Raw genomic sequence first — 26,994 nt, forward strand, 5'->3', positions numbered from 1 at the left:
TTTTTTGCATATTCTACGCCGCAGACCGATGGAGGGTTTCGCCTTTGTCTTGTACTATTCGAACATGAGCAGCGCGGCCCCCGCCCCGGCAATCCGGGTCTACAATCTGTTCGGCGAGTCCGGCGATCTGCCTGACGTCGTGCATTGCGAGACGATCGCGTCGCGTTCGGTGCTGCACGACTGGACGCTGGCCGTGCACCGCCATGCCCGCTTGCACCAGGTGTTGCTGATCGAGCGCGGTGGCGGCGAGGCGACACTCGACGGGCGCGTGGTGCCGCTGAGGCCGATGCAGATCGTCAACGTGCCGGTCGGCCACGTCCACGGCTTCCGCTTCGAGCCCGATACGCAAGGATGGGTGTTGACCATCGCCGCGGAGATTCTCGACGAAGCGCTGCTCGCCGCCGAGGGCCTGCGCGGGGCGCTGTCGCGGTCGGCGGTGGTGCGCGGCACGCCGCAGATCCGCGCCACGATGAAGCAGATTTTCGCCGAGCACGCCGCGCGCGACTTCGGCCGTGCGCATGTGCTCCGCGCCCTGTCGTCGGCCATGATCGGGCTGGTGGCGCGCGCGCTCACGGGCGAGAGCGGCGGCAACGGCACCGCGGAAAGCGGGTTGTTCCGCCGCTTCGAGGCGCTGCTGGAGCAGCATCATCTGGAGCGCTGGAGCGTCGCCGACTATGCCAGAGCGCTGTCGGTGACACCGACGCATCTCAACCGGATCACGCGGGCGGCGACCGGGGACACCGCCTCGCATCTGATCCTCAACCGCCTGATCCGCGAGGCGCGGCGCAACCTCGTCTACACCAACCTGCCGGTCTCGACGATCGCCTACGCCCTCGGCTTCGACGACCCCGCCTATTTCAGCCGGGTCTACGCCGCCGCCACGGGCGTGTCGCCACGCGCGTTTCGCGCGCGGCTCCATGGCGGCGAAGGCTGACGCGCCGCGGAACCGCGATGTCTCTCGTTGCCACTACCTTCGTATATAGCGCCCCATCCTTTGGATAGAGGCGCTTTACCTCCGTACAATTGAGCGGGGCATGCCCAGGCCCTAGCGTGACGGCATTCGGCGCCCTGGCGCTGGTGGCATGCAACCTCCCTACCCTCGGCGCAAGGCGGCCAACCCTGTCCGGTCGTCTGCGCCGCTTTTTCGGCAAACCAACGGCGCGTTGAGGTATTTTCCTGCCGACACGCCGCGCCATTTCAGCTGGACGGTCGGCTTTCGCGCCGAACCCGGGAGTTGTGGATAATGTCTTCGCTTGGGAAGAGTGCGCTCTTCATCGACGGCTCCAATTTCCATGCCACCGCCAAGGCGCTCGGCTTCGAGATCGATTACAGACGCCTGCTCTGTGAATTTCAAAGCCGCGCTACGCTGTTACGCGCCTTCTACTACACGACCATCATCGAGGATCAGGAATATTCGTCGATCCGCCCCTTGATCGATTGGCTCGACTACAACGGGTTCACCGTCGTCACCAAGCTCACCAAGGAATTCGTCGACCCCGCTACCGGCCGCCGCAAGGTGAAGGGCAGCATGGATGTCGACCTCGCCGTGAGCGCGATGGAGCTCGCCCAGCACGTCGATCAGATCGTGTTGTGCTCGGGCGATGGTGACTTCCGTTCGCTGGTCGAGGCCTTGCAACGCCGCGGTGTCCGCGTGACCGTCGTCTCCACACTCTCCACTCAGCCGCCCATGGTCGCCGACGACCTGCGCCGGCAGGCGGACGCATTCATTGATTTGGTGGAGCTGAAACCAAAAGTGGGGCGCGATCCACCCGATCGGCCGGGATCGCGCGAGGTGCGACAGCCGCCGCAATTCCTCGCGCGCGGAACGATCAAGCGCGACGACCGGGTGGAATGATCGGAGGACGGCCGCCCCGGCGTCTCACACGTCGAAGAACACCGTCTCCTCCGGCCCCTGCAGATTGATCGTGAAGGCGTACACGATTTTGCCGGCGCGCTCGCTGCGGGTTGCGATCAATGTCTTGCGGCGCATCGGCTGCTCGACCAGGTTGAGCACGGGATCGGCGGCGTTGGCGGCCTCCTCGTCCGAGAAATAGAGCCGGGTGTTGAGGCCGATGTTGATGCCGCGCGCGACGATCCAGATATTGACGTGCGGCGCGCATTTGCGTCCCGCCCTGTCGGTGATCGCGCCCGGCTTGATGGTCTCGAAGGTGACGAGGCCGCTGTCGAAGTCAGACCCGGCGCGGCCCCAGCCGCGAAACTCGTCGTCCAGCGCGCCGGCCGAGCGATCGGCCGGATGGTTGTAGCGGCCGGCCGCATTGGCCTGCCAGATCTCCAGCAGCACGTCGCGTAGCGGCGTGCCGGCGCCGTCGAGCACCTTGCCCTCCAGCGTGATGCGCTCGCCCTTTGTATTCGGCGTCACCAGCACGTTGGAGAAGTTCTTCTCGAAGATGTCGAAGCCGGCCATGGCCGGGATCAGGCCGATATGGACGTAAGGCCCGGCGGTCTGCGAGGCGGTTTCCTTGAGATAGTTGAGCGGCTGCGGCATGGGCTTAGTTCCCCGCGGTGCGATTTTCGAAATAGGTGGAGCGCTGGCCGCGCAGCACGATGTCGAAGCGGTAGGCGAGCGAGTCGAACGGCGTCGAGGCGTTGAGGTCGAGCGGCGCGACGAGGCGGTCGAGCGCATCCTTGTCCGGAATCGTCGTCAGGATCGGGCAGACCGGGATCAGCGGGTCGCCTTCGAAATACATCTGCGTGATCAGCCGCTGCGCAAAGCCCGAGCCGAACACCGAGAAGTGGATATGGGCGGGGCGCCAGCTGTTGACGTAGTTGCGCCAGGGATAGGGGCCCGGCTTCACGGTGCGGAAATAATAGTACCCGGTGTCGTCGGTGAGCGCACGGCCGCAGCCGCCGAAATTCGGATCGATCGGCGCCAGATAGGTGTCCTTCTTGTGCCGGTAGCGGCCGCCCGCATTGGCCTGCCAGAACTCGACGAGCGTGTTCGGAATGCCGCGGCCGGTCTCGTCCAGCACGCGGCCGTGGACGATGATCCGCTCGCCGACGGGATCGCCGTCCTTGGCGTAATTGCGGATCAAATCGTTGTCGAGCGGGCCGAGATCATTGTGCCCGAACACCGGCCCTGACATCTCCGAGATCGAGTTCTCAAGGGACAGCAGCGACTGGCGCGGCGAGCGCAGCACCGAGGACTTGTAGCCTGGCGCATGTGCCGGCGGATGGATCGCGCGGTCGCGCTGGAAGAAGCCGCCGTCGCCGAGCGGCGGCGTGAACGGCTCGGGACGGTTGAGGCGGGGATCCCGCAAGGCTGGCGCCTGGGCATTCATCGGCGTTGTCTCTCCCTGGGAGCCCGGGGTCGGGCCCGGCTTATCGGGAGAGCATGAGCCACCCTATTCTCAAGATAAATAGATGAATTATAATGAATTACATGAAGGAAATCGATCATTTGGCCCTCGATGGCCACGCCCTCGAACTGTTCCTGGCCGTGCTGGAGGAGGGATCGGTCACGGCGGCGGCGACGCGGCTCGGCCTGACGCAATCGGCCGTCAGCCACGCCCTGAACAAGCTGCGGCGGATCGCCGGCGATCCGCTGTTCGCCAAGTCAGGCCGCGGCATCGTCGCGACGGCTCATGCACAGGCGCTGGCCGGCAAGGCACGCGCGCTGATCGACGAGATGCGCAGCTTTGCCGGCGGCGTCAGCTTCGCGCCGGAGGAGGCTCAGCTGTCGCTGACGATCGCCGCCAACGACTTCCAGCGCGACCTGCTGCTGCCGCGGTTCTTCGATCACGTCGCCGCACAAGTGAAGAGCCTGAACCTGCGCGTGATCCCCTCGCAATCGCCTTCGCCGGCGATGCTGCGCGAGAACCGCTGCGACCTCCTGATCACACCGCTGCCGCCATCGGGCGTCGACATCGTGCAGAAGCGGCTGCTGAGGGATCACTATGTCTGCTACTACGATGCCAAGGCACGTGCCGCGCCGGCCAGCCGCAATGCCTATCTCGCGGCGCGTCACATCACCGTGGTCTACACGGACAATGAGCGGCTCGACTTCGACCGCCGGCTCGCAGCGAACGGGCTTCACCGCGACATCGCGATCTCGGTGCCGAGCTTCTCCGGCGTGCCGTCCTTCCTGCGCGGCTCGCAGATGCTGGCGAGCATGCCGAGCCTGCTCGCCTCCGGCGTGATGCGAGGCTTTGCGCAAACACCGATCCCGCTGGCGTCCCGCACGAAGACCCTGGCCGAGCTGCCGATGTTCATGGTCTGGCACCAGCGCTACCAGAAGGACCCGGCCCATCGCTGGGTCAGGAGCCAGCTCGAGGCCGTCGCTGCGACGGCCGCTAAGTCCTGACCTCCAGTTCTCAAGTCCTGATATCAGGTGCCGCGCTTCGTGGGGACTGCTCTTCCCAAACCCACTGGTTGCGCCGGGAGAGCCGCGCTAAAATCCCCGCATGACAGTGACTGACATTGCGAGCCGGACCTACAATCACAGCTGGCGGCTGGATCCCATCATCCGCAGCCTGCTTGATACCGACTTCTACAAACTATTGATGTTGCAGATGATTCGGGAGGATTACCCGGATCAGCAGGTGACCTTCTCGGTCATCAACCGCTCGCGCCATGTGCGGCTTGCCGAGATCATCGACGAGGGCGAGCTGCGCGCCCAGCTCGACCATGCCCGCACCATCCGCTTCACCAAGAAAGAGCTGATCTGGCTGGCCGGTAACACCTTCTACGGCAAAACCCATATGTTCTCGGCGGATTTCATCCGCTGGCTGGCGGAATTCCGCCTGCCCGAGTACGAGCTGCGCAAGGTCGAGGGCCAGTACGAGCTGCATTTCCACGGCCCCTGGACCCACACCACGATGTGGGAGATTCCGGCACTTGCGATCCTCAACGAGCTGCGTTCGCGTGCGGCCATGAAGGGCCGCGGCCGCTTCGAGCTCGACGTGCTCTACGCCCGCGCCAAGGCCAAGCTGTGGACCAAGGTCGAACGGCTGCGCCAGCTCGAGGGCCTGCGGCTCTCCGACTTCGGCACGCGCCGCCGTCACGGCTTCCTGTGGCAGCGCTGGTGCGTCGAGGCGGTGAAGGAAGGCCTCGGCCCCTCCTTCATCGGCACCTCCAACGTGCTGCTCGCCATGGACAACGATCTCGAAGCCATCGGCACCAACGCGCACGAGCTGCCGATGGTGGCGGCCGCGCTCGCCAGGGACGACGAGGAATTACGCTGGGCGCCCTACCGCATTCTCGACCAATGGCGCCAGACTTACGGCGGCAACCTCCTGATCGCGCTGCCCGACGCCTTCGGCAGCAAGGCGTTCCTGCGCGATGCGCCGGAATGGGTCGCCGATTGGACCGGCTTCCGCCCCGACAGCGCGCCGCCGATCCAGGCCGGCGAGGAGATCATCGCCTGGTGGGAAAAGAAGGGCCGCAACCCCAAGGACAAGCTGCTCGTCTTTTCCGACGCGATGGATGTCGGCTCGATCGAGGACACCTATCGCCACTTCGCAGGGCGCGTGCGGCTCTCCTTCGGCTGGGGCACCAACCTCACCAACGACTTCGTCGGCTGCACGCCGGACGGCTCGATCAGCCTCGACCCGATCTCGCTGGTCTGCAAGGTCTCGTCGGTCGACGGCCGTCCGGCTGTCAAGCTCTCCGACAATCCGGAGAAGGCGACCGGCCTGCCCTCGGAGATCGCGCGTTACCTGCGCGTGTTCGGCGACGCCGGTCGCGTGCGCAAGCCGGTGCTGGTGTAGCCCCTCGCCAAATTCTCTCCATTGGGTAAATCGCGAATGACGAATGCGCGGCAACGTTCGTCGATGCTGCGCCAGTTCCCCGTTCACCGCATTTGAAGCGAGTTGCTGGCGCCTGCTTCACAACGGCTTCACCCTGGTACGGAGTTCTCCGCGCCTTTCAGGTCGAGTTAAGCAACCATCTCGTCTACTTTGCGTTGCAGGCGCAACGCCCTCTGGGGCGCGTCGATCGACTTGGGGACTAGTGTGTTTCGCAGAACAGCGGCGTCGGCGGAGGGCGGCAACTTCCTTCACGTCATCAAGCTCGTCTTGCCTTTCGTGATGGTCGTCCTGCTGCAGGCGGCGATCGCCGGATTCAGCCTCGAGGTGATGTCGTCGGTCCGCGCCTATGTCGCCGGCGAAGCACTCTGGTCACGCTCGCAGAAGAACGCCGTCTATTTCCTCAATCTCTATCTGCATTCGGGCGAACCGAGCCAGTTCGCGCAATATCAGGCTTCACTCGCCGTTCCCATCGGCGACGAGTTCGCGCGCTGGGCGCTGGAGCGCGATCCGGTCGACGTCGAGGCCGCCCGCATCGGCTTCCTGCAAGGCGGCAACCATCCCGACGATGTTCCGGGACTGATCTGGCTGTTTCGCTATTTCAACCGCGTCAGCTTCCTCCAGGACGCGATCAGGGAATGGGCCGCCACCGATCCCATGCTGCTGGAGCTCAGCGTGTTCGGCGAGGTCATCCGATCCGAGCTGGAGAAAGGTCCCATTCAGGACGACGGCCGCCTGCAAGTCCTGTCGTCGCGGCTGTCGGAGCTCAATGCCCAGTTCACGGTGCACGCCAAGCGGTTCTCCACCGTCCTCGGTGAAGGCTCCCGCGCGATCAAGCTGACGCTGACGGGCATCAATATCCTCACCGCCGCGACGCTGATCCTGCTCCTGATCTGGCATACGCGGCGGCTGGTGCTGCAACGGCAGTCATTCGAAGACGCCTTGCATGCCGAGAAGGAGCGCCTGGCCTGGCAGGCATCGCACGATTGGTTGACAGGGCTTTGCAACCGCCGCGCCTTCGAGGCGCGCCTGCAAGGCGAGCTGGACAATGTCGCGGCGGGTCCGCTGGGACTGATCCTGCTCGACCTCGACCAGTTCAAGAACGTCAACGACAGCTGCGGCCATCTCGCGGGCGACCGCCTGCTCTGCCAGGTCTCCAGCCTCCTGCAACGGGACCGGCGGCCGCATGATCTGGTGGCCCGGCTCGGCGGCGATGAGTTTGGCCTGATCCTGCCGCAGTGCTCGCCGTCGAGCACCGTCGACATCGCCGAACGGCTGCGACGATCGCTCGAGCTGTTCAGCTTCACCTGGGACGATCGCTGCTTCGCGGTGACCGCCAGCGTCGGCGTCACCTGCATCGCCGACCGCGATACCTCGCTCGAGGAGGCGATGCGGCGCGCGGATGCCGCCTGCTACCGCGCCAAGGAAAAGGGACGCAACCGTGTCCAGGTCGAGAGCGGACGGCCGGATGTCGTCGTGGTCGCGCCCCGACCGCGCGAGGTCGTCGCTGCACGGGGCTGATTGCCGCCTGGCCTCGAATTCATCTCCAGCGACCATCGCAATCAGGTTGATTCGCCTCGGCCCACCCGATAGCGCCCCGATCCATTTCGGCGCGCCAGACAATGCAGTGACAAGGCACAGTTGTGACGCCGCGGCCACATCGATCTGAAAAAGCAGCGCCCTTCGCATTCTGACACGTCGCATTGCGCCCCTGTCCACGATGGCCGGGGCCTCACTCGCTAAGCATGGGTGCGCCCGATGCTGCGGGTACGAATCCGCCCGGACCGCGCCGAGAGGAGCTTGGAAGTGCCTTGGAATGATTTGATCGCCCCGCGCAATATCGTTCGTGCAACGACGCGCCGGCGGCGCGCGCTTCTCTTGAGCACCACGATCGGTGCCCTGGGCAGCTCGCTGCCGGGGTTCATCACGCCGGCACAAGCGGTGTGTGTGATGACCGGGAGCGGCACGCTAACGACGCTTCAATCGGGCGATTCAGTTACCTGCGTCGGGAACAACACCCAGATCAAAACAGCAGCCGTGGTCACCGGCGTCACCGTCAACATCGGGGACGGCACCACCGCGACCACGGTGAGCGACCCCACCTTTGCGAGCATATTTCTTCAATTCGCATCCAACAGCGCAGTCAGGGTCTTCGGCAACGCGTCGGTCACATCCAGCAGCAACGACGGCATCGACGTGAGCGGTGGAGGCAACAACACCATAACGATCGATGCCGGGGCGGTGGTTGCATCGACACCCCTTGGCTCGGCGAGCATCGGCCTCGCCAATTCGAGCAACAACGTCGTCGAGATCGCCGGCGCGGTGGGAAGCGGCGCCCTCGGAGCTATCGGAATCAGCATCGGCGCTGGAGCGGCGAACAACCAGGTGAACATCTTGTCGAGCGGCCTCGTGAAGTCAGGCAATGTCGCTGCCATCGATCTCAGCGGCGCGGCTGACGGCAACGTCATCAACAATGCCGGCACGATCTCGAGCGTCGGCACAGCAATTACGGGCTCGAACAGTCAAGACACCATCGTCAATTCGGGCGCGATCAGCAGCAGCGGGGTCAGCACCGCTGTCGACCTCAAAGACGGGAGCGACGTCTTCGAACTGCGTGCCGGATCGAACGTCATGGGATATGTCAAAGCCGGCAACGGATTGGACACGCTGCGCCTGGGCGGGACTGTCAACAGTACTTTCGACCTCGCCACATTCGGCTTCACCAGCCAGTTCCAGGAATTCGAGGTTCTAGAAAAGACCGGCAGCTCCGCCTGGACGCTGACCGGAACCACGATGGACGCGGCCGCCTTGGTCGTCCAGGCCGGCACCCTCATCGTCAACGGCACGATGGCCAACTTCGGGACGGTCGTGACCGGCGGCACGCTCGGTGGCAGCGGCATGATCGGATCGCTCACCGTGGTGTCGGGCGGTACGGTCGCGCCCGGCAATCTCGGTCAGCTCGTCGTCAACAGCAATGCGGCGTTCCAGTCAGGGTCGACCTACGCGATCTCGGTCAATGCGGCCGGGCAATCAGACAAGATTGCCGCCGTGAGCGCGACGCTGACCGGCGGCACCGTCGCCGTCACCACACTTGCAGGCGCCTACAACCCCTCGACACAGTATACCATCCTCAGCACGACGGCTGGCCTCACCGGCAGCTTCGCGGGCGTGACCGTCAGCGGATACAATCCGCAGCTGTTCGCGTCCTCCCTCAGCTATGACGGATTCAACGTTTTCCTGACGCTCAACTACAACAACGCCGCGTTCCTCTCCATCGCACAGACGCAAAACCAAAAGGAAGTGGCCGGCGCGCTGAGCGCATTCGGCCCCAATCTGCCCTTCCTCTCGTCTTTCGCAGGGCAAAGCGACGCCCAGCTCCGCTACAATCTCGATCAGCTCTCAGGCGAAGCTGCCACCGGCGCGCAGCAGGGCGCGTTCCAGTTCACCAGCCAGTTCCTCGGCCTCATGCTCGATCCGTTCGTGAGCGGACGCGGTACCACGAGCGCCAGCGACACTGCGCTCGGCTTCAGCCCCGAGCGCGCCGCGCTGCCGGAGGATATTGCCCTCGCCTACAACAAGGTTCTGGGCGCCCCGCCGAAGGCGCCGACCTTTGCCGAGCGCTGGACCGCCTGGGGCGCGGCGTTCGGCGGCACCAATCGCACCAGCGGCGACCCGGTCGTGATCGGCAGCCACGACCTCAGCGCCCGCGCCGGCGGCGTAGCTGCCGGCGCCGACTATCATGTCAGCCGCGACGCGGTCGTCGGCTTCGCGCTCTCCGGCGGCGGCACCAAGTGGGATCTGGCGCAGGCGATCGGCGGTGGCAAGAGCGATGCGGTCCAGGCCGGCGTGTACACCGCGGTCCGCAACGGACCCGCCTATTTCGCCGCCTCTCTCGCCGTGGCCAATCATTGGATGTCGACGGATCGCCTGGCCCCGTTCGGCAACCAGCTCACCGCAAAGTTCGATGCTCAGACCGTCGGCGGCCGCATCGAGGGCGGCTATCGCTTCGCCACGCCGATCGGCGGCTTCACGCCCTACGCGGCTGCGCAGGCGCAGGCATTTCGCACGCCGACCTATACCGAGACTGATCCGGCCGGCAGCGGATTTGGCCTGACCTATCAGGGACGCACGGCCTCCCACACGAGGAGTGAGCTCGGCGCACGCTTCGACCGGGCGACGCTGGTCTCGCCGAGTGCGGTCCTGACGCTACGGGCTCGCGCCGCGTGGGCCCATGATTGGGTGAGCGATCCGACGCTCGTCGCCGCGTTCCAGGCCCTGCCCGGCGCCAGCTTCATCGTAAATGGCGCGACGCCGGCGAAAGACGCTGCCCTCGCATCCGCCGGTGCCGAGCTGAAATTTTCGAACGGTGTTGCCCTGTCGGCCAAGTTCGACGGCGAGCTCGCGGCTCACAGCACCACTTATTCCGGCACCGCGAGCCTGCGCTACACCTGGTAGCGGCGGCGCCTCATCGAGACAGCCCTGCACCGACCGGCAGAATGCCGAGACCTCTGAGATGGGTGTCGACGAACTGTTCGATCTGCTGGCGCAGCATCTGCGACGGCACGGCCACCATGCGCTCCTCGAGGCCGAGCGAGATGATGCCATGCACGGCGGAAAACAGCGTGCGCGACAGCAGCGCGATCTTCACGTCATCCGCATCCGGCAATAGCCGCACCAAGGGCGGATGCATCAGCGCGAACGCATCCATCACCATCTGGAGGATATCGTCCGGATAGGGGCGATCGTCCTCCATCCGATGCTCGAACAGGGAGCGCAGCAGATTGGCGTGCGCGGCGAAGAAGTCGAGATAGGTCTCGGCGAGCCCATAGAGCTGGCGAACCGGACCCTCGGCAGGAACAGCCCGGAGCCGGGCTGTGAGCGCCTGAACCGTTTCCCGGTTCACCGTCAGGATGACCCCATCGAAGTCGCCGAACTCGTTATAGATGCTGCCAACCGAGCAGCCGGCCGCCTCCGCCACGTCCCGAACCTTCAATGATCTCAGCCCCTTAGCTGAGATAATGCCGCGCGCAATCTCGACGATTTGCAGCCGGCGCCGAAATTTTTTCTGGTCGCGCCGCGATTCTTCTTGAACGTTGTTCATTTTCAAGCTACTCATGTGAACATTGTTCAATCTAACCTGGAGACCTGGAAAATGCAAACCCTTGCTATCGATCTCGTCACCACCTTCGCCGATGACGCCGCCGCCCTCGCAACCGGGCTCGGCCGCGCCCTGCTGCGGTTCGCCATGGCGCCGATCAATCGCATCGCCACGGCTTGCGACGTTGCGGGCGTGCTCGCCGAGCGCCGGGCGACCTTCCGGATGTGGCGAGCGAGCCGCGCCCATGCGCGTCAGGAGCGGCGGCGGTTCAGCCCGCTCGGCCGCCTCTCGCCGTTTCGCCACCTCGCCCATCTCACTTGAGGCCCGCGCGGGTCGGTTCGAATGCAATCGCCGACTGCAAGGATGGACTCACCATGTCTGGACCTGCGCGGCCGATCCGGCGGATTTCAGCGATGCGGTTCAGCTTTTCCTTCATCGCCCGGCGCCATATCCGGGCGAGTGAGGGTGCTGCCGCCCGGGTCCGCCGCGACCTCGACCAGATATTTGCGAACCTAACGAGACCAATTGAAGACCAACAGGATCGGAGGAACCGAGGGGACAGAGCAGGCCAGCAACTTCGGTGCCGCGCAATCGTTCGCCCCATGCGCTTCCGGTCGTGACGTTTCACAGACAACGCAACAATCTCAGGCTGCCTTTTTGGAACAGGACTGGTCATGATCAGGGAATTGATGTCGTCACGCCGCTTCGCGCCGTTGTTCTGGGCGCAATTCTTCTCGGCGCTCAATGACAACGTGCTCAAGAACGCACTCGTCATCATCCTGCTTTACAGCGCGGCGACCGGCCATGGCGATGCGCTGGTCACGGTCGCAGGTGCCGTCTTCATCTTCCCCTACTTCATCCTGTCCGGGCTCGGCGGCCAGCTCGCCGACAAATACGTCAAATCCGTCGTCGCAAGGCGGCTCAAATTCGCCGAGATTTTTGCCGCGGCCTTCGCCGCTGCCGGCTTCTTCCTGCATTCGGTGCCGCTCTTGTTCGCAGCGCTCGCGCTGTTCGGCACCATCGCCGCTCTGTTCGGCCCCGTGAAATACGCCATGCTGCCGGACCAGCTGGAGCTCGGCGAGCTCGCGACCGGCAACGCGCTGGTCGAAGGCGCGACCTTCATGGCGATCCTGCTCGGCACCGTCGCCGGCGGCCAGTTCGTGGCCGGCTCCGCGCATATGGGCTGGGTCGCATCGGCCGTGGTCGTGCTGGCCGTGCTGTCCTGGGCGTTCGCGTCCCGCATTCCGCAGACGACGCCCTCCGCGCCTGAGCTGCCCGTCGATGCCAATCCCTGGACCTCGACGGTGAGCCTGCTCAAGACATTGCATGCCGATCATCGGCTGTGGGACGGCACCGTGATCGTCTCCTGGTTCTGGCTGGTCGGCGCCATCGTGCTGTCGCTGCTGCCGGCGCTGATCAAGGAGGTCGTCGGCGGCACCGAGGGCGTGGTGACGCTGTGCCTTGCCGTCTTCGCGATCGGCATCGCCATCGGCTCGCTGTTTGCCGCCAGCCTCAGCCATGTTCGCCCGAACCTGGCGCTGGTGCCGATCGGCGCCATCATCATGGGCTTTGCCGGCCTCGATCTCGCCTGGGCGATCGGCGTCACCGCCAAGGGGCAGGACATCACCGCGCTCGGCTTCGCCACCTCGTTCGCCGGCTTGCGCATGCTGGCCGACTTCGTCGCCTTCGCGTTCGGCGGCGGCCTGTTCGTCGTTCCGTCCTTTGCCGCGGTCCAGGCCTGGTCCGAACCTTCCGAGCGCGCCCGTATCATCGCCGCCGGCAACGTGCTGCAGGCCGCCTTCATGGTGGTCGGCTCGCTGTTCGTCGCGCTGCTGCAGGCGGCCGGTCTCCATGTCGGCTGGATCTTCTTCGGCCTCGGCGTCGCCAGCTTCGGCGCGGTGTGGTTCGTGCTGACCAAGTGGGGCAAGGAAGGCGTGCGCGATGCCGGCGGGCTGCTGTTCCGCGCCCTGTTCCGTACCGAGGTGCGGGGGCTCGAGAACCTGCCGCCTCCGGGCACGCGCATGCTGATCGCGCCCAACCATGTCAGCCTGATCGACGGCCCGCTGCTGCACGCCGTGCTGCCGATCGACGCGAGCTTTGCGGTCGACACCGGCATCGCCAAGGCCTGGTGGGCCAAGCCGTTCCTGCGCGTCGTCAAGCACTACACCATGGACCCGACCAAGCCGCTGGCCGCGCGCGACCTGATCAAGCTCGTCGCCGCAGGCGAGCCCGTCGTGATCTTCCCGGAAGGACGGATCACCGTCTCTGGCTCGCTGATGAAGGTGTATGACGGCACCGCGATGATCGCGGACAAGGCCGACGCCGTGGTCGTACCGGTCCGCATCGAAGGCGCGCAGCGCTCCTATCTCAGCTATCTCAACTCGAGCCAGATCAAGCGGTCGTGGTTTCCGCGCGTGACGGTCACCATCCTGCCGCCGGTCAAGCTTCCGGTCGACGAAGCGCTCAAGGGCAAGGCACGCCGCAACGCGGCCGGCGCCGCGCTGCAGGACGTCATGATCGACGCTCTCGTCAAGAACGCCATGCTCGATCACACGCTGTTCGAGGCACTCGGACACGCCTATCGCGACCGCGATACCGGCAAGGTCATCATCGAGGACGCGCTCGGCACCAAGCTGACCTACCGCAAGCTGATCCTCGGCGCGCAGGTGCTGAGCCGGAAGCTGGAGAGCGGCACCGCCGTCGGCGAGAATGTCGGCGTGCTGCTGCCGAACTCCGCGGGCGTCGCCGTCGTCTTCATGGCGCTGCAGAACAGCGGCCGGGTGCCGGCGATGCTCAACTTCTCGGCCGGTCCGGTCAACGTGCTCGCCGCCATGAAGGCCGCGCAGGTCAAGACCGTGCTGACCTCGAAGGCCTTCATCGAGAAAGGCAAGCTCGACAAGCTGATGGCCGCGATCTCCGCGGGGGCGCGTGTGGTCTATCTCGAGGACGTCCGTGCCTCGATCGGCACCGTCGACAAGGTCAAGGGCCTGCTCGCCGGCACCACGCCGCGCGTACCCCGCCAGGCCAACGATCCCGCCGTCGTGCTGTTCACCTCAGGTTCGGAAGGAACGCCGAAGGGCGTGGTGCTGTCCCATCGCAACATCCTCGCCAACGCGGCGCAGGCGCTGGCGCGGGTCGATGCCAACGCCAACGACAAGGTGTTCAACGTGCTGCCGGTGTTCCACTCCTTCGGGCTGACCGGCGGAATGATGATGCCGCTGCTCGCGGGCATTCCGATCTACATGTACCCCTCGCCGCTGCATTACCGGATCGTGCCCGAGCTGATCTACCAGACCGGCGCCACGATCCTGTTCGGCACCGACACGTTCCTCACCGGCTATGCGCGCTCGGCGCATGCCTACGACTTCCGCACCCTGCGCCTCGTGATCGCCGGCGCCGAAGCGGTCAAGGACCGCACCCGCCAGGTGTTCATGGAGCGCTACGGCATCCGCATCCTCGAAGGCTACGGCGTCACCGAGACGGCGCCCGTGCTGGCGATGAACACGCCGATGGCCAACCGTCCCGGCACCGTCGGCCGCCTGTCGCCGCTGATGGAAAGCCGCCTCGATCCGGTCCCCGGCATCGAGGAAGGCGGACGCCTGTCGGTGCGTGGCCCGAACGTGATGCTCGGATATTTGCGGGCCGAAAATCCCGGCGTGCTCGAAAAGCTGCCCGACGGCTGGCACGACACCGGCGACATCGTTTCGATCGACTCGGCCGGGTTCATCACCATCAAGGGCCGCGCCAAGCGCTTTGCCAAGATCGCGGGCGAGATGGTCTCGCTGTCGGCAGTCGAAGCCATCGCGGCGACGTTGTGGCCGCAGGCAGCATCCGTCGCGGTCTCGATCCCCGACCAGCGCAAGGGCGAGCGCATCGTGCTGCTGACCACCGAGAAGAATGCCGAACGCAGTGCGATGCAGGCCCAGGCCAAGACCATCGGCGCCTCCGAGCTGACCGTGCCCGCGACGATCATGGTGGTCGACAAGGTGCCGCTGCTCGGCACCGGCAAGACCGATTACGTCACGGCGACGACGATGGCCCGCGAGCAGGCATCAGCGCCAGAGCGCGACGTGGCATAGGAGGTTCACCGGGCCCCGAGCGGGCGGTGCGCGGGTCACGCCGCCGTCCGCCGCTCCTGCGCGTAACGCACCAGCGCGGCAAAGCGATAAATGCCGTGTACGAACTTGCCGTAGGGCATGGTGATGAACAATGCGAACACGGCGCCGAGATGCAGCGCGAGCAGCGGTCCCATCGCGGCGGTCTCGCGCAGCACCAGCAGCAGCATTCCGGTGAGGCCGGTCAGGAACAGCATGGCGATGAAGGCGACATCCATGCCGTAGCTGAACTCGTCGAGCAGCGCGGGATCGCGCCGCATCTTGGCGGCGAACAGGCCGATCGGCCCGACGATCAGGCCGATGCCACCGAGCGTGCCGAGCACCACGGGCAGGTCCCACCACGGATACGGCGCCTCGCGGCCGAGCAGATAGTGATAAAGCGTCGCAACAGACGTCGCTGCGAAGCACAGGATGAAACCGTAGAAGGTCAGGTGGTGATAGAGCTTACGCCGGTCGGTGGGCTTGTCGTCCTCATTGTAGCAACCGACGCCGCCGCCATGAAGATAGCGCAGCTCGCCGGCATCGCGGATTGCCTGAAAGATCGAGCCGCCATCGGCACGGTCGCCGATGGGCGCGCCGATGTCGCGCCAGAAGGCGCGCACGCTCATGACAAGTGCGAGGATCGCGTAAAGGAATGCGGCGCCAAACAGCGCAGCCATCGCGTTGTGCGGCATCAGCTTGTAGAAGGCGCCGGGCCCGGTGTGCACGCCGAACAACACGCCGCGGTCATTCAAGGCGGCGAAGCCGAGAATGAACGCCACCATGCTGAGCGCAGTGGTGATGCTGATGACGAGGCCGTTCCGCGCGAATGTGCTGGATAGCGCACGCGGCCAGGCATAGGCCGCATAGGACTCCGCGCGCGCGACCGCCAGCGTCTCGGGAACGTTGACGTTGAACTCGTGCGGCGGCGAGAACTGGCAGTCGACGTAGCAGGCGCCGCAGGCATGGCAGAGATTGGCGAGATAGTTGAGATCGCCATCGGAGAAGGCGCGGCGCATCTCCATCGCCGGAAACACCGCGCACAGGCCCTCGCAATAGCGGCAGGAATTGCAGACCGTCATCAGACGGTCGGCTTCGTCCAAAATTCTAGTTCCGTGCATGTTTCGCCGCTTCCCGTCCTGCGATCCGCCCGAACACGCTGCCGATGGTCATGCCCATGCCGGCCGCATAGCCCTTGCCGAGCACGTTGCCCGCCATGATCTCGCCGGCCGCGAACATGTTGGCGGACGGCATGCCGTCCTTCATCAGCATCCGCGCCTCCTTGTTCACCCGCGTGCCGAGATAGGTGAAGGTGATGCCGGGCCGCACCGGATAGGCGAGAAAAGGCGGCGTCTCGATCCGGCGCGCCCAATGTGTTTTCGGCGGCGTGATGCCCTCCGTCACGCAATCGTCCAGAATGGTGTGGTCGAAGGTCCCGGGCCGCACCGCCGCGTTGAATTCGGTGATGGTCTTCTCCAACGCGACCGGATCGAGCTCGAGCTTGCCGGCGAGCTCCGCGATCGTCTGCCCGGCGATCGGCGGGAACAGCGTCGGCATGAAGCTGGTCACGACGGTCGAGTCGAAAATGATATAGGCGATCTGGTCGGGCTGCGCCGCGACCAGCCGGCCCCAGATCGCGTAGCGCTTCGGCCAGATGTCCTCGCCCTCGTCGTAGAAGCGCTGGGCGTGCTTGTTGACGACGATGCCGAACACGACGGAGTCGTGGCGCGTGATGATGCCGCCGTCGAATTTCGGCGCGCGGGCATCGATCGCGACCGCATGGCACTGGGTGGGATCGCCGATCTCCTGCACGCCCTTGTCGAGCAGCATCTTCAGGATCGAGCCGCGGTTATAGGGCGTGCCGCGGATCAAAAAATTGTCGGCGGCCTCACCCCAATATTGCTTCAGCCATTCGATGTTGGCCTCGAACCCGCCGGCCGCGGCGACCAGCGAGGTGGCGCGGATCTCGGTCTCGCCCTTGATCGGCCGCTTGAGGCGCGCGGCGAGGAACATGCCGTCCTCGATCACGAGGTCGGTGACCTCGGCGTCGTATTCGACGGCGACGCCGAGCCGCTCCGCGGTCAGATACAGCGCGTTCAGCATCGCCCGGCCACCGCCGAGGAAGAAGGAGTTGGTGCGGCCGAGGCTCAGCGTACCGCCGAGCGAAGGCTGCCAGCGCACGCCCTGCTCCACGATCCAGTTCAGGATGTCCTTGGATTCGCGGATCATGTGGCGCGCCAGCACCTCGTCGGTTTGCCCGCCGGTGACGCGCAGCAGGTCCTCCCAAAACTCCTCCTCGGTGTAGGGGCCGGTCAGGATTTCGGTCGCCGCGTCATGGGCGCAGCGCATGTTGCGGGTGTGGCGAGTGTTGCCGCCGCGGTAGAATTTGGGCGCGCCTTCGAGCACCAGGACGGACGCTCCGCCGCGCCGCGCGCTGATCGCCGCGCACAGGGCCGCATTGCCGCCACCGATCACCAGCACGTCGTATTTGCTGCTCATCCCATCTGCCCGATGCGGCGAAGTTGGAGACATTCTGCCAGCCGGCGGTCTCGATCGCGCCGATTCGCCATTGCGTACCTTTGTATACAAAGATATACATAAGTCGCGCAAGCGGCATCTGCATGGGCAGAAGACGCATCGAGGGACAATGGCCAGACGCCCGGCAAATTCAGGTGGGACGATCGCGCGCGGGGGCGGCGTTGCGCTCGGCGAAGCCGTGTTCCGCTCGCTGTGCGAGGCGCTCCAGGCCGGCAGCTACCGCGCCGGCGACCGGCTGCGCGAGGAAGAGGTCGCCCAGCGGCTGAAGGTCAGTCGCACGCCGGTGAGGGAGGCGCTGGGCCGGCTCGCCGCACGCGGCTTCGTCGCGCCTGCCGGCGGCCGCGGGCTGATCGTCCGCAATCTCGACATCTCCGAGGTGCTCGAGCTCTACGCCATGCGCGAGATCATGGAGGGCGCCGCCGCGCGCCTCGCCGCCGAGCACGCCTCAGCGCCGGAGATCGACGCGCTCCGCGATATCGAGCAGGCCTTTGTCGAGGCATCCGCGGCCGATGCCGCCGAGATGGCAAGGCTCAACCGCGCCTTCCACGAGGCCATCTGCCGCGCGGCGCGCAACCGCTATCTCGACAACGCCTCGCGCGAATTGCAGGATTGGATCGCCCTGCTCGGCCCGACCACTTTCACGGTGGCAGGCCGTCCCAAGACGAGTCACGGCGAGCACCAGGCCATCATTGCAGCCATCGCCGGGCGCGACGGCGACAAGGCTGAGAAGTTGGCGCGTGCACACATCCGCGAAGCTCTCCGCTGCCGGTTGAAATTGCTGCAGAAGCAGTAAGTCGTCTGCCCGATCACGCCTCGAACACACGCCTCAGCAGCCAATATCCGCCCAGAAGACCGATCCCGCCGGACATGGCGTAAACCAGCCCCGCCGCCCGCGCCGGCTGCTCCCGGCCGACCGCGGTCAGCCTGTCCAACACGCCAAGTACCGGCAGCAGCAGCGCGACAATCGCGATCTGCCCGATCTCGACGCCGACATTGAAGGCGGCCAGCGCCGAAACGATCGCATCAGGCGGCAGGCCGATCTCGCGAAGCGCGCCGGCGAAGCCGAAGCCGTGGATCAAGCCGAACAGAAAAGCCACACGCCAGCGCCTGTCGATGTCGCGCGAAAAGAAGTTCTCGACCGCGACGAACACGATCGAGGCCGCGATCGCGGGCTCAACGATGCGGCTCGGGATGACCAGGACGTTCAGGGCCGCCAGCGACAACGTCAGGGAGTGGGCGATGGTGAAGGCGGTCACGATCTTGACGACCGGCAAGAGCCGGCGTGCCCACAAGACGATCGCGACCAGGAATGCGACGTGATCGTAACCGAGGAAGATGTGCTCGACGCCGGTGATGAGATAACGCTGCATCGTAGAGGACAGCGACGGCGGCGCCGTCGAGAGGGTCACCGTCGTGTTGTGGGCGTCGAGCAAGGCCTGCGTCTCGGACCGGCCCTGCGCGATCAGCACCACCTGCCGCGCGGCCCTGTCTTTCTCCGTCAGCACCGTGGAGCGATAGACAATGTCGCCGGTCACGTTCGCGCAGGCAAAGCTGTTGCGATAGACGATGCCGTCACCGTCCGCCAGGATCGCTGCATTTCCGGCGGAGCAGGCCCTGGCACCTCCTGTAACAGCCAGATGCGTGCCCATATAGGCGAGGATCGCGGGCTTGGCCGCTTCGACGGCGGCGGGATCGACCGCATCCCGCCTCGCATCATAAATCTTCGTGCCGATCAGGCGATCGACGTCGCTGCCCTTCAATCCGAGCTCGGCGCTCACCGTGCGATCGGGACTCAGCGCCACCCGTGCCGTGACGAGGTTGACCTCATGTGCCTCCGCCGGAAGCGCGAGGCCGAGCAGCACCGCGAGCCACGCCAGGAGCGGCCGCCTCATGATCCCGCTCCATCGCGCTCACGCCAGCACATCCGCCACGGCCGCCTTCAGAACATCCCGCACATCGGTGGGCTTCAGCCGGACCTGCAAGCCGCGCTGGCCGCCATTGAGATAGACCAGGTCATGGGCGAGCGCGCTCTGCTCGATCACGGTGCGCGCAGGCTTGCGCTGTCCGAACGGGCTGATGCCGCCGACCTTGTAGCCGGTGACGCGCTCGGCCTCGGGCGGCTTCATCATCTGGGCCGACTTGCCGCTCGCCGCCGCCGCCAGCTTCTTCATCGAGACCTCCTGGTCGGACGGCGCGACCACGCAGACCGGCTTGCCGTCGACCAGCGCCATCAGCGTCTTCAGGACGCGCGCAGGGTCCTCGCCAAGCGCGGCCGCCGCCTGGAGCCCGATACTCTCGGCGTCGGGATCGTAGTCGTAGGTGTGAACGGTGAAGGCAACACCGGCGGCTGCGAGTGCGCGTGTGGCGGGGGTGACTTTGGACATGGACGGTATTTACCACCGTCATTGCGAGGAGCGAAGCGACGTGGGAAAGTCGGCACCACACATTCCCTGTCATCGCCCGGCTTGACCGGGCGATCCAGTACTCCGAGACTTTGCGATTGAATCGATGGGCCGCGGCGTACTGGATGCCCCGGTCAAGCCGGGGCATGACACCGGTTTGTGTGGCAAGCCTCGTGGGCGATGACGAGGCTTCTCCCTACTCCGCCGCGTCCCGCATCTCGGCGCGCTCGGCCCGCGCCGCGCAGAATTTGAACTCCGGGATCTTGCCGAACGGGTCCAGCGCCGGGTTGGTGAGCAGGTTCGCAGCCGCTTCGGCGTAGCAGAACGGCATGAACACCATGTTCTCCGGCACGTCGCGGTCGGAGCGGACCTTGACTTCGACGGCGCCGCGGCGGGTCTCCAGGCGAACGAAATCGCCGGGCACCAGCTTCTTCTTGCGCATGTCCTTGGGTGACATGAACGCGACCGCCTCCGGCTCGATCTGGTCGAGCACCTGGGCGCGGCGGGTCATCGAGCCGGTGTGCCAGTGCTCCAGCACGCGGCCGGTCGAGAGCACCATCGGATATTCGTCGTCGGGAATCTCGTCCGGCGGGACGACCTTGGCCGGCACGATCTTGCCGCGGCCGCTCGCGGTCGGGAAGCCCGTGGTGAAGATGATCTCGTTGCCGGGCTTGTTCGGATCGTCGACGGGATAAGTGACCGCGCCCTCACGCACCAGCCGCTCCCAGGTGATGTTCTTCAGCGACGGCATCAGCTCTGCCATCTCGGTGAAGACGTCGCCGGGACCGGCATAATTCCACGGCAGGCCCATGCGCTTGCCGATCTCCTGGATGATCCAGAGATCCTGACGCGCATCGCCGGGCGGCTTGATCACCTGACGCGCCAGCTGCACGCGGCGATCGGTGTTGGTGAAGGAGCCGTCCTTTTCGGCGAAGGCCGAGGCCGGCAGGATCACGTCGGCATGGAACGCAGTCTCGGTGACGAAGAGATCCTGCACCACGAGATGATCGAGCATCGCCAGCGCATGGCGCGCATGCTGCAGGTCGGGATCGGACATCGCGGGGTTTTCGCCCTCGATATACATGCCCTTGATCTCGCCGGCGTGGATCGCGTTCATGATCTCGACCACGGTCAGGCCGCGGACGGGATCGAGATCCTGCTGCCAGAGCTTTTCGAAGCTGCCGCGCAAATCATCGCGGCCCACCGGCTGATAGTCCGGCAGGAACATCGGGATCAGGCCGGCATCGGAGGCGCCTTGCACGTTGTTCTGGCCGCGCAGCGGATGGAGGCCGGTACCGGGACGGCCGACCTGGCCCGTGATCAGGGCGAGCGCAATCAGGCAGCGCGCATTGTCGGTACCGTGGACATGCTGGCTGATGCCCATGCCCCAGAAGATGATCGAGGATTTTGCCCGCGCATAGGTGCGCGCTACTTCGCGCAGGGTTTGCGCCGGGATGCCGCAGATCGGCTCCATCTTCTCCGGCGTGAACTCCTTGATCTTCTCCTTGAGGTCCTCGAAACCCTCGGTGTAGCCGGCGATGTACTGGTCGTCGGTCAGGCCTTCGGTGATGATCGTGTTGATCATCGCGTTCAGCATGGCGACGTCGGAGCCCGGCTTGAACTGCAGATGCCTGGTCGCATGACGCGACAGCGACTGCCGGCGCGGATCCATCACGAACAGCTTGGCGCCGTTCTGCTTGACCGCGTTCTTGATGAAGGTCGCGGCGACCGGGTGGTTGACGGTCGGGTTGGCGCCGATCACGACGATGACCTCGGCATCCATCGCAGCGGAGAACGGTGCCGACACCGCGCCCGAGCTCAGGCCTTCGAACAGCGCCGCCACCGAGGAGGCATGGCACAGACGGGTGCAGTGATCGACGTTGTTGGAGCCAAAGCCGGTGCGCACAAGCTTCTGGAACAGATAGGCCTCTTCGTTCGAGCCCTTGGCCGAACCGAAGCCGGCCAGCGCCTTCACGCCCTTCTCGTCGCGGATCTTGACGAGACCCTTGGCGGCGATGTCGAGCGCTTCCTCCCAACTCGCTTCGCGGAAATGCGTGAACGGATTGGCCGGATCGACCTGGTCGTTGGCGTCCTTCTTCGCGTTCGGCAGCCGCACCAGCGGCTTCGTCAGGCGATGCGGATGGTGGATGTAGTCGAAGCCGAAGCGGCCCTTCACGCAAAGACGATTGTGGTTGGCGGGGCCGTCGCGGCCTTCCGCATAGATCACCTTCTCGTCCTTGACCTCGTAGGTGACCTGGCAGCCGACGCCGCAGAACGGGCAGAGCGAATCCACCTTCTTGTCGGCATAGGTGACGCGCGTCTGGTTTTCGTCGAGCATCACGGCCGGCATCAAGGCGCCGGTCGGACAGGCCTGCACGCATTCGCCGCAGGCAACGCAGGTGGACTCGCCCATGGGGTCGTCGAAGTCGAACACGATCTTGGCGCCGGCATTGCGATAGGCCATGCCGATGACGTCGTTGACCTGGACCTCGCGGCAGGCGCGCACGCAGAGGCCGCACTGGATGCAGGCATCGAGATTGACGCGCATCGCCGGATGGCTGGCGTCGGTTGCCCAGCGCTCGGCGGCGGGAAAGCGGCTCTCGGTGACGCCAGTGGTCTCGGCCCAGTGCCAGAACTTCGAATCCGGATCGTGCGACGTCTCACGCGCCGGCTGATCGGCAACGAGCAGCTCCATCACCATTTTTTGCGCCGACACCGCACGCGCGGATTCCGTCTTCACCTTCATGCCGACCGACGGCGTGCGCTTGCAGGACGCGGCGAGCACGCGCTCGCCCTCGATCTCGACCATGCAGGCGCGGCAATTGCCGTCGGGGCGATAGTCGGGCGCCGGCGAATAACAGAGATGCGGAATGTCGCGGCCCTGGCGTTTTGCGACCTGCCAGATCGTCTCGCCGGGTTTGGCCTCGACCTGCTTGCCGTCGAGCTCGAACGTAATCTTCGTCATTCCGCCGCTTCCTTGAACTCGTCAGGGAAATATTTGATCACGGAGGACAGCGGATTCGATGCCGCCTGTCCGAGCCCGCAGATCGAGGCATCGCGCATCGCCTGGCTCAATTCTTCCAGCAAGGCACGGTTCCAGACCGGCCTTTGCATCAGCAGCGCCGCCTTCTGGGTACCGACGCGGCACGGCGTGCACTGGCCGCAGCTCTCGTCCTCGAAGAACTTCATCAGGTTCAATGCGGCAGCGCGCACGCTGTCCTTGTGCGACAGGATCACGATCGCAGCCGAGCCGATGAAGCAGCCGTATTTCTCCAGCGTGCCGAAATCGAGCGGGATGTCGTCCATCGATGCCGGCAAGATGCCGCCGGACGCACCGCCCGGCAGATACGCGTAGAATCGATGGCCGTCGGCCATGCCGCCGCAATATTCCTCGATCAGCTCGCGCACGGTGATACCCGCGGGCGCGAGCTTCATGCCGGGATTTTTGACGCGTCCCGAAACCGAGAAGCTGCGCAGGCCCTGACGCTCGTGGCGGCCATGGCCCTTCCACCAGTCGGCGCCCTTCTCGACGATGTCGCGCACCCACCACAGCGTCTCGATGTTGTTGATCAGCGTCGGCAGACCGAACAGGCCGACCTGGAACGGGTAAGGCGGCTTGTGCCTGGGCAGGCCACGCTTGCCCTCGATGCTCTCCAGCAGCGAGGATTCCTCGCCGCAGATGTAAGCGCCGGCGCCGCGCCGCAGGTGCAGCGTCGGGCCGCCAGGCGGGAGCTTTGCGATCTCGCGCTGGAGGATCTCGCGCGAGGCCGGATATTCGTCGCGCAGATAGATATAGACGTCGCTCGCCTGCACCACATGCGCGCCGATCAGCATGCCCTCGATGAAGCGATGCGGATCGGTTTCGAGGTAATAGCGGTCCTTGAACGTGCCGGGCTCGCCCTCGTCGCCGTTGATCGCCATCAGCCGCGGCCCGGGCTCCCCGAGCACCGCGCGCCATTTGCGTCCGGTGGGGAAGCCGGCGCCGCCGAGCCCGCGCAGCGAAGCGTCGTCGAGCGACTTCAGCAAATCGTCCTTCGACAGTTCGCCGGAGCGCAGGCGATTGAGCAGCTTGTAGCCGCCATCGGCGACATAGGCATCGTACTCGGTATATGTGGGCAGATGCGCGTGCGTGTCGCCGGCCTTGGCTGCCGCCATGACGTTGGCGACGGTGGCGTGGTCGACGAAATTGTGTCCGACCTCGGCGGCCGGCGCTGTGTCGCAGCGGCCGACGCAGGGCGCGCGCACGACGCGGATGCCGGGACCTGACGCGCTCTGCAGATCCTCGAGCAGCTTCTCGCCGCCAAGCATCGCGCAGGTGAGCGAATCGCAGACGCGGATCGTCAACGGGGGAATGTCGGGCTCACCTTCCTTCACCACGTCGAAATGCGCGTAGAAGGTCGCGGTCTCGAACACCTCGGCGAAGGCGAGCTTCATCTCGTCGGCGAGCGCGGCCAGATGCGCCGCCGAGATCTGGCGGTACTTGTCCTGGATCAAGTGCAGATATTCGATCAGGAGATCGCGCCGCCGCGGCCTGTCGCCGAGCAACAGCTCGATCTCGTGCGCGGCCGTGGGATCGACCTGCCGCCCCTTGGGAGTCGCCTTGGCGCGTCGGCGTCCCTCACCGGGATGCTCGAAGGAGCGGACCTTGTGCACGTCCTCGTGGCTCATCGATTCGTCTCGATCTCTTCTTTTAGAACGGCTCCACTTTTAGCCCCTGGCATGCCAGATGCCAAGCGAATTGTGATGTTCGCGGAAGCGTTTAAGCGAAACTCAGGGTAGACGTGACTGCCCAGACACGGCCTGCGTTTCGTCCCAACGGGCCATTGATGGAGCGAAGCCCGAATTGGTCGGGAGATCAATAAAGGTGTCCCGTGCTGCGATAGCGAAGTCCTATCGAATGCCCGGTCCGAGGCTACGGCGGGAGCACAAAGGCCGCCGCCGTGAACATCGCCTTCTACGGGGCGTCACTCTTTTCGACCAGGAACACGATGCGCGCCTCGTTGCGCTCGGTGATCTCGACCTTGTCGCCGGTCTCGCGGATCAGATTGGGGATATCGATCACCGAGAGCGGATCGGTGCAGTGAACTTCGAGCTGGTCGCCTGCCTTGAGCGGCTTGAGCGCCTTGCGCGTCTTGAGCGCCGGCAGCGGGCATTTCAGCCCGGTGAGATCGAGTGTCGTCCTGGTCATGGCCGCACCATGGCGGCGTGGAACGGCTGCGTCAACGCGGGGAGGCCTCAGATCAGGCTGGCGTAGGGCAGGAAGCCGACATCCTGCCCCGGCTCGACATTCGTGATGTCCTCGCCGAGCTCGACGAGGCCGTCGGTCTCGACCAGCGAGGACAAGAGCCCGGCCCCTTCGCGCGGGAACTTGATCGCCTCGAGCCCGCCGTCCTGCGCGCGCCGCAACGAGGCGCGCACATATTCACGCCGCCCGGCCTTCTTCTTGTAGGTAAACGCAGCACGCACCGGAATCGGCAACAGCGGCTCCGGCAGCCCACCCGCCAGCGCCAGCACCGTCGGCCGCACCACATGGACGAAGGTGACAAAGCTCGCGACGGGATTGCCGGGCAGTCCGATCAGCGGTGTGCCGGCGACGATCCCCATCGCCACGGGACGGCCCGGCTTGATCGCCATCCGCCACAGCACCAGTGAGCCGATGCTCTCCACAGCCGCCTTGACGTGATCCTCCTCCCCGGTCGAGACGCCGCCGGTGGTGAGGATCAGGTCATGGTCGCCTGCAACCCGCTTCAGGCCGCTCGCCAGTGACGTTCGCTCGTCGCGCAGAATGCCGAGATCGCTGACCTCGCAGCCGAGCCGCCGCAGCATCGCCATCAGCATGAAGCGGTTGGAATCGAACAATTGCGAAGCGGCGCGCGGCTCGCCGGGTGAAGCCAGTTCGTCGCCGGTCGAGAACACGGCAACACGGATGCGCCTGACGACGTCGAGCCTCGTCAGGCCGAACGCGGCGGCAAGCGCGACATGCTGCGGCCGCAGGCGCTGGCCGGCGCGGAGCGCGACGTGTCCTTGGGGAATGTCCTCGCCTGCGGGTCGCACATTGGCGCCGGGCTTCAGCCCCGGCGGCAACACGATCTTCCCGGACTCATCGATGCGGACGTCCTCCTGCATGAAGACGGTCTCCGCGTCCGGCGGCATCGGCGCGCCGGTGAAGATGCGCGCGGTGTGGCCGGGCTTGATCGGCGCCTGCGCAAGGCCGCCGGCCTGAATGCGACCGTCGAGCGGGAACGCCTGTTCCGCCCTTGCCGGAAGGTCCGCGTTGCGCACCGCGTAGCCGTCGACGGCGGAGTTGGTGAAGGGCGGCAGCGGCAGAGGCGCGGCCACATCGCCCGCGAGCACGCGTCCGTCCGCGTCGGCGAGCCCAACCGTCTCGAGATCGACGATCGCACTGACGCGCGTCGTGATGAGGCCAACGGCTTCGTCGACCGACATCATCGGGCCACCGAAGGCAAAGCAATCGTCCGACAGTTGCGCCATGGTGCCTCGTCAGCGTATCGCGGCGCTTCTTGCCACCGCTTCCTCGACCGGCATCGCCGCCCGTAGCATCAATGCCGCGGCGCCTTCGATATCGTCGAGATGGACAGTCGGCAGCCGCGTGTCAATCGCGACGTCCGTCGCGATCCCGGCAATCCCGGGATCGTCCGGAAACAGCAGCGGCTTGCCGTTGGCGGCACGATGCACCTCGATCTTGCGATGCGGCTCACGCTTGAATCCCTCGACCACGACGAGATCGACCGCGGAGAGTTTCTCGAGCAGCTCCGGCAGCCGCGGCTCCGCCGCCCCGCGCAGCTCATGCATCAGCGCCCAGCGTTTCGACGAAGCAACCAGCACCTCCGCCGCACCGGCCTCGCGATGGCGCCAGGAATCCTTGCCGGGCACGTCGACGTCGAACTGGTGATGCGCATGCTTGATCACGGAGACGCGCAGGCCTTGCGCGTTGAAATGCGGAATCAGCCGCGTCAACAGCGTGGTCTTGCCCGCACCGCTCCATCCTGCAAGGCCGATGACTTTCATTCCAGCTCCGTGTCCGCGAACGACCCAGGTCCCTTCTGGAACCGCGGCCCCCTCCGTGTCATTGCGAGCGC

22 protein-coding genes are annotated in these 26,994 nt (G+C 65.6%); 9 read left to right on the forward strand and 13 right to left on the reverse strand.

All coding sequences use genetic code 11. The annotated features are described in order from the left end of the window. Positions 1-28: 28 nt before the first annotated feature. The gene (locus tag DCG74_RS35575) at positions 29-934 is read left to right on the forward strand and encodes a helix-turn-helix domain-containing protein (RefSeq protein WP_172785718.1); all 906 of its coding nucleotides are present in this window, start codon (positions 29-31) and stop codon (positions 932-934) included. Between the two features lie 309 nt (positions 935-1,243). Then, the gene (locus DCG74_RS35580) at positions 1,244-1,855 is read left to right on the forward strand and encodes an NYN domain-containing protein (RefSeq protein ID WP_172785717.1); all 612 of its coding nucleotides are present in this window, start codon (positions 1,244-1,246) and stop codon (positions 1,853-1,855) included. Positions 1,856-1,879: 24 nt separating this feature from the next. Here DCG74_RS35580 and pcaG read toward each other — a convergent pair whose 3' ends face one another. Further along, positions 1,880-2,506 carry a protocatechuate 3,4-dioxygenase subunit alpha gene (gene pcaG, locus DCG74_RS35585; protein WP_172785716.1) on the reverse strand — a complete coding sequence of 209 codons (627 nt, stop codon included), beginning with the start codon at positions 2,504-2,506 and terminating at the stop codon, positions 1,880-1,882. A 4-nt stretch (positions 2,507-2,510) separates the two neighbouring features. After that, on the reverse strand, positions 2,511-3,299 hold the full coding sequence (gene pcaH / locus DCG74_RS35590) for a protocatechuate 3,4-dioxygenase subunit beta (protein WP_172785715.1): 789 nt from the start codon (positions 3,297-3,299) through the stop codon (positions 2,511-2,513). Between the two features lie 92 nt (positions 3,300-3,391). Between pcaH and DCG74_RS35595 the strand changes: the two genes are divergently transcribed. The 4 genes from DCG74_RS35595 (at position 3,392) to DCG74_RS35610 (ending at position 10,217) form a co-directional block, all read left to right on the forward strand. Then, positions 3,392-4,321, forward strand: a complete 930-nt coding sequence (locus DCG74_RS35595; RefSeq protein ID WP_172785714.1) for a LysR family transcriptional regulator — start codon at positions 3,392-3,394, stop codon at positions 4,319-4,321. A gap of 100 nt (positions 4,322-4,421) precedes the next feature. Beyond that, a complete protein-coding gene (pncB, locus tag DCG74_RS35600) occupies positions 4,422-5,726 on the forward strand; it encodes a nicotinate phosphoribosyltransferase (protein WP_172785713.1) in 1,305 nt (434 codons plus the stop codon). Positions 5,727-5,969: 243 nt separating this feature from the next. Then, positions 5,970-7,283 carry a GGDEF domain-containing protein gene (locus tag DCG74_RS35605; RefSeq protein WP_172785712.1) on the forward strand — a complete coding sequence of 438 codons (1,314 nt, stop codon included), beginning with the start codon at positions 5,970-5,972 and terminating at the stop codon, positions 7,281-7,283. A 285-nt stretch (positions 7,284-7,568) separates the two neighbouring features. Beyond that, positions 7,569-10,217 (forward strand): autotransporter domain-containing protein, encoded by a 2,649-nt coding sequence (locus DCG74_RS35610; protein ID WP_257187487.1) that lies wholly within the window; start codon positions 7,569-7,571, stop codon positions 10,215-10,217. A gap of 10 nt (positions 10,218-10,227) precedes the next feature. On the opposite strand, the gene DCG74_RS35615 is transcribed toward DCG74_RS35610, so the two are convergent. Beyond that, positions 10,228-10,863 (reverse strand): TetR/AcrR family transcriptional regulator, encoded by a 636-nt coding sequence (locus DCG74_RS35615; RefSeq protein WP_172785943.1) that lies wholly within the window; start codon positions 10,861-10,863, stop codon positions 10,228-10,230. A 51-nt stretch (positions 10,864-10,914) separates the two neighbouring features. On the opposite strand from DCG74_RS35615, the gene DCG74_RS35620 reads away from it, so the two are divergent. Beyond that, positions 10,915-11,181, forward strand: coding sequence for a hypothetical protein (locus DCG74_RS35620; RefSeq protein WP_172785711.1), 267 nt, complete (start codon positions 10,915-10,917; stop codon positions 11,179-11,181). Here DCG74_RS35620 and DCG74_RS35625 read toward each other — a convergent pair. Next, positions 11,174-11,296, reverse strand: a complete 123-nt coding sequence (locus DCG74_RS35625) for a hypothetical protein (protein ID WP_257187488.1) — start codon at positions 11,294-11,296, stop codon at positions 11,174-11,176. The genes DCG74_RS35620 and DCG74_RS35625 overlap by 8 nt on opposite strands. 238 nt (positions 11,297-11,534) lie before the next feature. On the opposite strand from DCG74_RS35625, the gene DCG74_RS35630 reads away from it, so the two are divergent. Beyond that, the gene (locus DCG74_RS35630; protein ID WP_172785710.1) at positions 11,535-14,939 is read left to right on the forward strand and encodes an acyl-[ACP]--phospholipid O-acyltransferase; all 3,405 of its coding nucleotides are present in this window, start codon (positions 11,535-11,537) and stop codon (positions 14,937-14,939) included. Positions 14,940-14,974: 35 nt separating this feature from the next. Here the strand turns inward: DCG74_RS35630 and tcuB are convergent, their stop codons facing one another. After that, on the reverse strand, positions 14,975-16,075 hold the full coding sequence (gene tcuB, locus DCG74_RS35635) for a tricarballylate utilization 4Fe-4S protein TcuB (protein WP_172785709.1): 1,101 nt from the start codon (positions 16,073-16,075) through the stop codon (positions 14,975-14,977). After that, on the reverse strand, positions 16,062-17,453 hold the full coding sequence (gene tcuA / locus DCG74_RS35640; protein WP_172785708.1) for an FAD-dependent tricarballylate dehydrogenase TcuA: 1,392 nt from the start codon (positions 17,451-17,453) through the stop codon (positions 16,062-16,064). The genes tcuB and tcuA overlap by 14 nt, the downstream gene beginning before the upstream one ends. A gap of 148 nt (positions 17,454-17,601) precedes the next feature. Between tcuA and DCG74_RS35645 the strand changes: the two genes are divergently transcribed. Then, positions 17,602-18,285: a GntR family transcriptional regulator gene (locus DCG74_RS35645; protein ID WP_172785707.1), complete on the forward strand. Its 684-nt coding sequence runs from the start codon at positions 17,602-17,604 to the stop codon at positions 18,283-18,285. Between the two features lie 13 nt (positions 18,286-18,298). Here DCG74_RS35645 and DCG74_RS35650 read toward each other — a convergent pair whose 3' ends face one another. From DCG74_RS35650 to mobB, 7 genes are all read right to left on the reverse strand, one after another. Then, positions 18,299-19,384 (reverse strand): HupE/UreJ family protein, encoded by a 1,086-nt coding sequence (locus tag DCG74_RS35650; RefSeq protein WP_172785706.1) that lies wholly within the window; start codon positions 19,382-19,384, stop codon positions 18,299-18,301. 18 nt (positions 19,385-19,402) lie between these two features. Further along, positions 19,403-19,876 (reverse strand): Cys-tRNA(Pro) deacylase, encoded by a 474-nt coding sequence (ybaK, locus tag DCG74_RS35655; RefSeq protein ID WP_172785705.1) that lies wholly within the window; start codon positions 19,874-19,876, stop codon positions 19,403-19,405. Positions 19,877-20,090: 214 nt separating this feature from the next. Further along, a complete protein-coding gene (fdhF, locus tag DCG74_RS35660; RefSeq protein WP_172785704.1) occupies positions 20,091-22,859 on the reverse strand; it encodes a formate dehydrogenase subunit alpha in 2,769 nt (922 codons plus the stop codon). Continuing rightward, positions 22,856-24,562 (reverse strand): NADH-ubiquinone oxidoreductase-F iron-sulfur binding region domain-containing protein, encoded by a 1,707-nt coding sequence (locus DCG74_RS35665; RefSeq protein WP_172785703.1) that lies wholly within the window; start codon positions 24,560-24,562, stop codon positions 22,856-22,858. Before DCG74_RS35665 ends, fdhF begins: the two co-directional genes overlap by 4 nt. 286 nt (positions 24,563-24,848) lie before the next feature. Then, positions 24,849-25,082: a sulfurtransferase TusA family protein gene (locus DCG74_RS35670; protein WP_036011410.1), complete on the reverse strand. Its 234-nt coding sequence runs from the start codon at positions 25,080-25,082 to the stop codon at positions 24,849-24,851. A gap of 47 nt (positions 25,083-25,129) precedes the next feature. Further along, complete coding sequence (gene glp / locus DCG74_RS35675) at positions 25,130-26,386, reverse strand: gephyrin-like molybdotransferase Glp (RefSeq protein WP_172785702.1); 1,257 nt, start codon at positions 26,384-26,386, stop codon at positions 25,130-25,132. Positions 26,387-26,395: 9 nt separating this feature from the next. Continuing rightward, positions 26,396-26,923 (reverse strand): molybdopterin-guanine dinucleotide biosynthesis protein B, encoded by a 528-nt coding sequence (gene mobB / locus DCG74_RS35680; protein ID WP_172785701.1) that lies wholly within the window; start codon positions 26,921-26,923, stop codon positions 26,396-26,398. Positions 26,924-26,994: the final 71 nt, after the last annotated feature.

The sequence above is a fragment of the Bradyrhizobium sp. WBAH42 genome (assembly GCF_024585265.1).
Lineage (GTDB): Bacteria > Pseudomonadota > Alphaproteobacteria > Rhizobiales > Xanthobacteraceae > Bradyrhizobium.

Bases quoted from the DNA above. Each gene is read 5' to 3' on its own strand.
- fdhF (WP_172785704.1), bottom strand. From the start codon at position 22,859: ATGACGAAGATTACGTTCGAGCTCGACGGCAAGCAGGTCGAGGCCAAA.
- mobB (WP_172785701.1), bottom strand. From the start codon at position 26,923: ATGAAAGTCATCGGCCTTGCAGGATGGAGCGGTGCGGGCAAGACCACG.
- DCG74_RS35595 (WP_172785714.1), top strand. From the start codon at position 3,392: ATGAATTACATGAAGGAAATCGATCATTTGGCCCTCGATGGCCACGCC.
- DCG74_RS35665 (WP_172785703.1), bottom strand. From the start codon at position 24,562: ATGAGCCACGAGGACGTGCACAAGGTCCGCTCCTTCGAGCATCCCGGT.
- DCG74_RS35630 (WP_172785710.1), top strand. From the start codon at position 11,535: ATGATCAGGGAATTGATGTCGTCACGCCGCTTCGCGCCGTTGTTCTGG.
- pcaH (WP_172785715.1), bottom strand. From the start codon at position 3,299: ATGAATGCCCAGGCGCCAGCCTTGCGGGATCCCCGCCTCAACCGTCCC.
- DCG74_RS35620 (WP_172785711.1), top strand. From the start codon at position 10,915: ATGCAAACCCTTGCTATCGATCTCGTCACCACCTTCGCCGATGACGCC.
- DCG74_RS35670 (WP_036011410.1), bottom strand. From the start codon at position 25,082: ATGACCAGGACGACACTCGATCTCACCGGGCTGAAATGCCCGCTGCCG.
- ybaK (WP_172785705.1), bottom strand. From the start codon at position 19,876: ATGTCCAAAGTCACCCCCGCCACACGCGCACTCGCAGCCGCCGGTGTT.
- pcaG (WP_172785716.1), bottom strand. From the start codon at position 2,506: ATGCCGCAGCCGCTCAACTATCTCAAGGAAACCGCCTCGCAGACCGCC.
- DCG74_RS35575 (WP_172785718.1), top strand. From the start codon at position 29: ATGGAGGGTTTCGCCTTTGTCTTGTACTATTCGAACATGAGCAGCGCG.
- DCG74_RS35580 (WP_172785717.1), top strand. From the start codon at position 1,244: ATGTCTTCGCTTGGGAAGAGTGCGCTCTTCATCGACGGCTCCAATTTC.
- pncB (WP_172785713.1), top strand. From the start codon at position 4,422: ATGACAGTGACTGACATTGCGAGCCGGACCTACAATCACAGCTGGCGG.
- DCG74_RS35615 (WP_172785943.1), bottom strand. From the start codon at position 10,863: ATGAACAACGTTCAAGAAGAATCGCGGCGCGACCAGAAAAAATTTCGG.
- DCG74_RS35645 (WP_172785707.1), top strand. From the start codon at position 17,602: ATGGCCAGACGCCCGGCAAATTCAGGTGGGACGATCGCGCGCGGGGGC.
- DCG74_RS35650 (WP_172785706.1), bottom strand. From the start codon at position 19,384: ATGAGGCGGCCGCTCCTGGCGTGGCTCGCGGTGCTGCTCGGCCTCGCG.
- tcuB (WP_172785709.1), bottom strand. From the start codon at position 16,075: ATGCACGGAACTAGAATTTTGGACGAAGCCGACCGTCTGATGACGGTC.
- glp (WP_172785702.1), bottom strand. From the start codon at position 26,386: ATGGCGCAACTGTCGGACGATTGCTTTGCCTTCGGTGGCCCGATGATG.
- tcuA (WP_172785708.1), bottom strand. From the start codon at position 17,453: ATGAGCAGCAAATACGACGTGCTGGTGATCGGTGGCGGCAATGCGGCC.
- DCG74_RS35625 (WP_257187488.1), bottom strand. From the start codon at position 11,296: ATGAAGGAAAAGCTGAACCGCATCGCTGAAATCCGCCGGATCGGCCGC.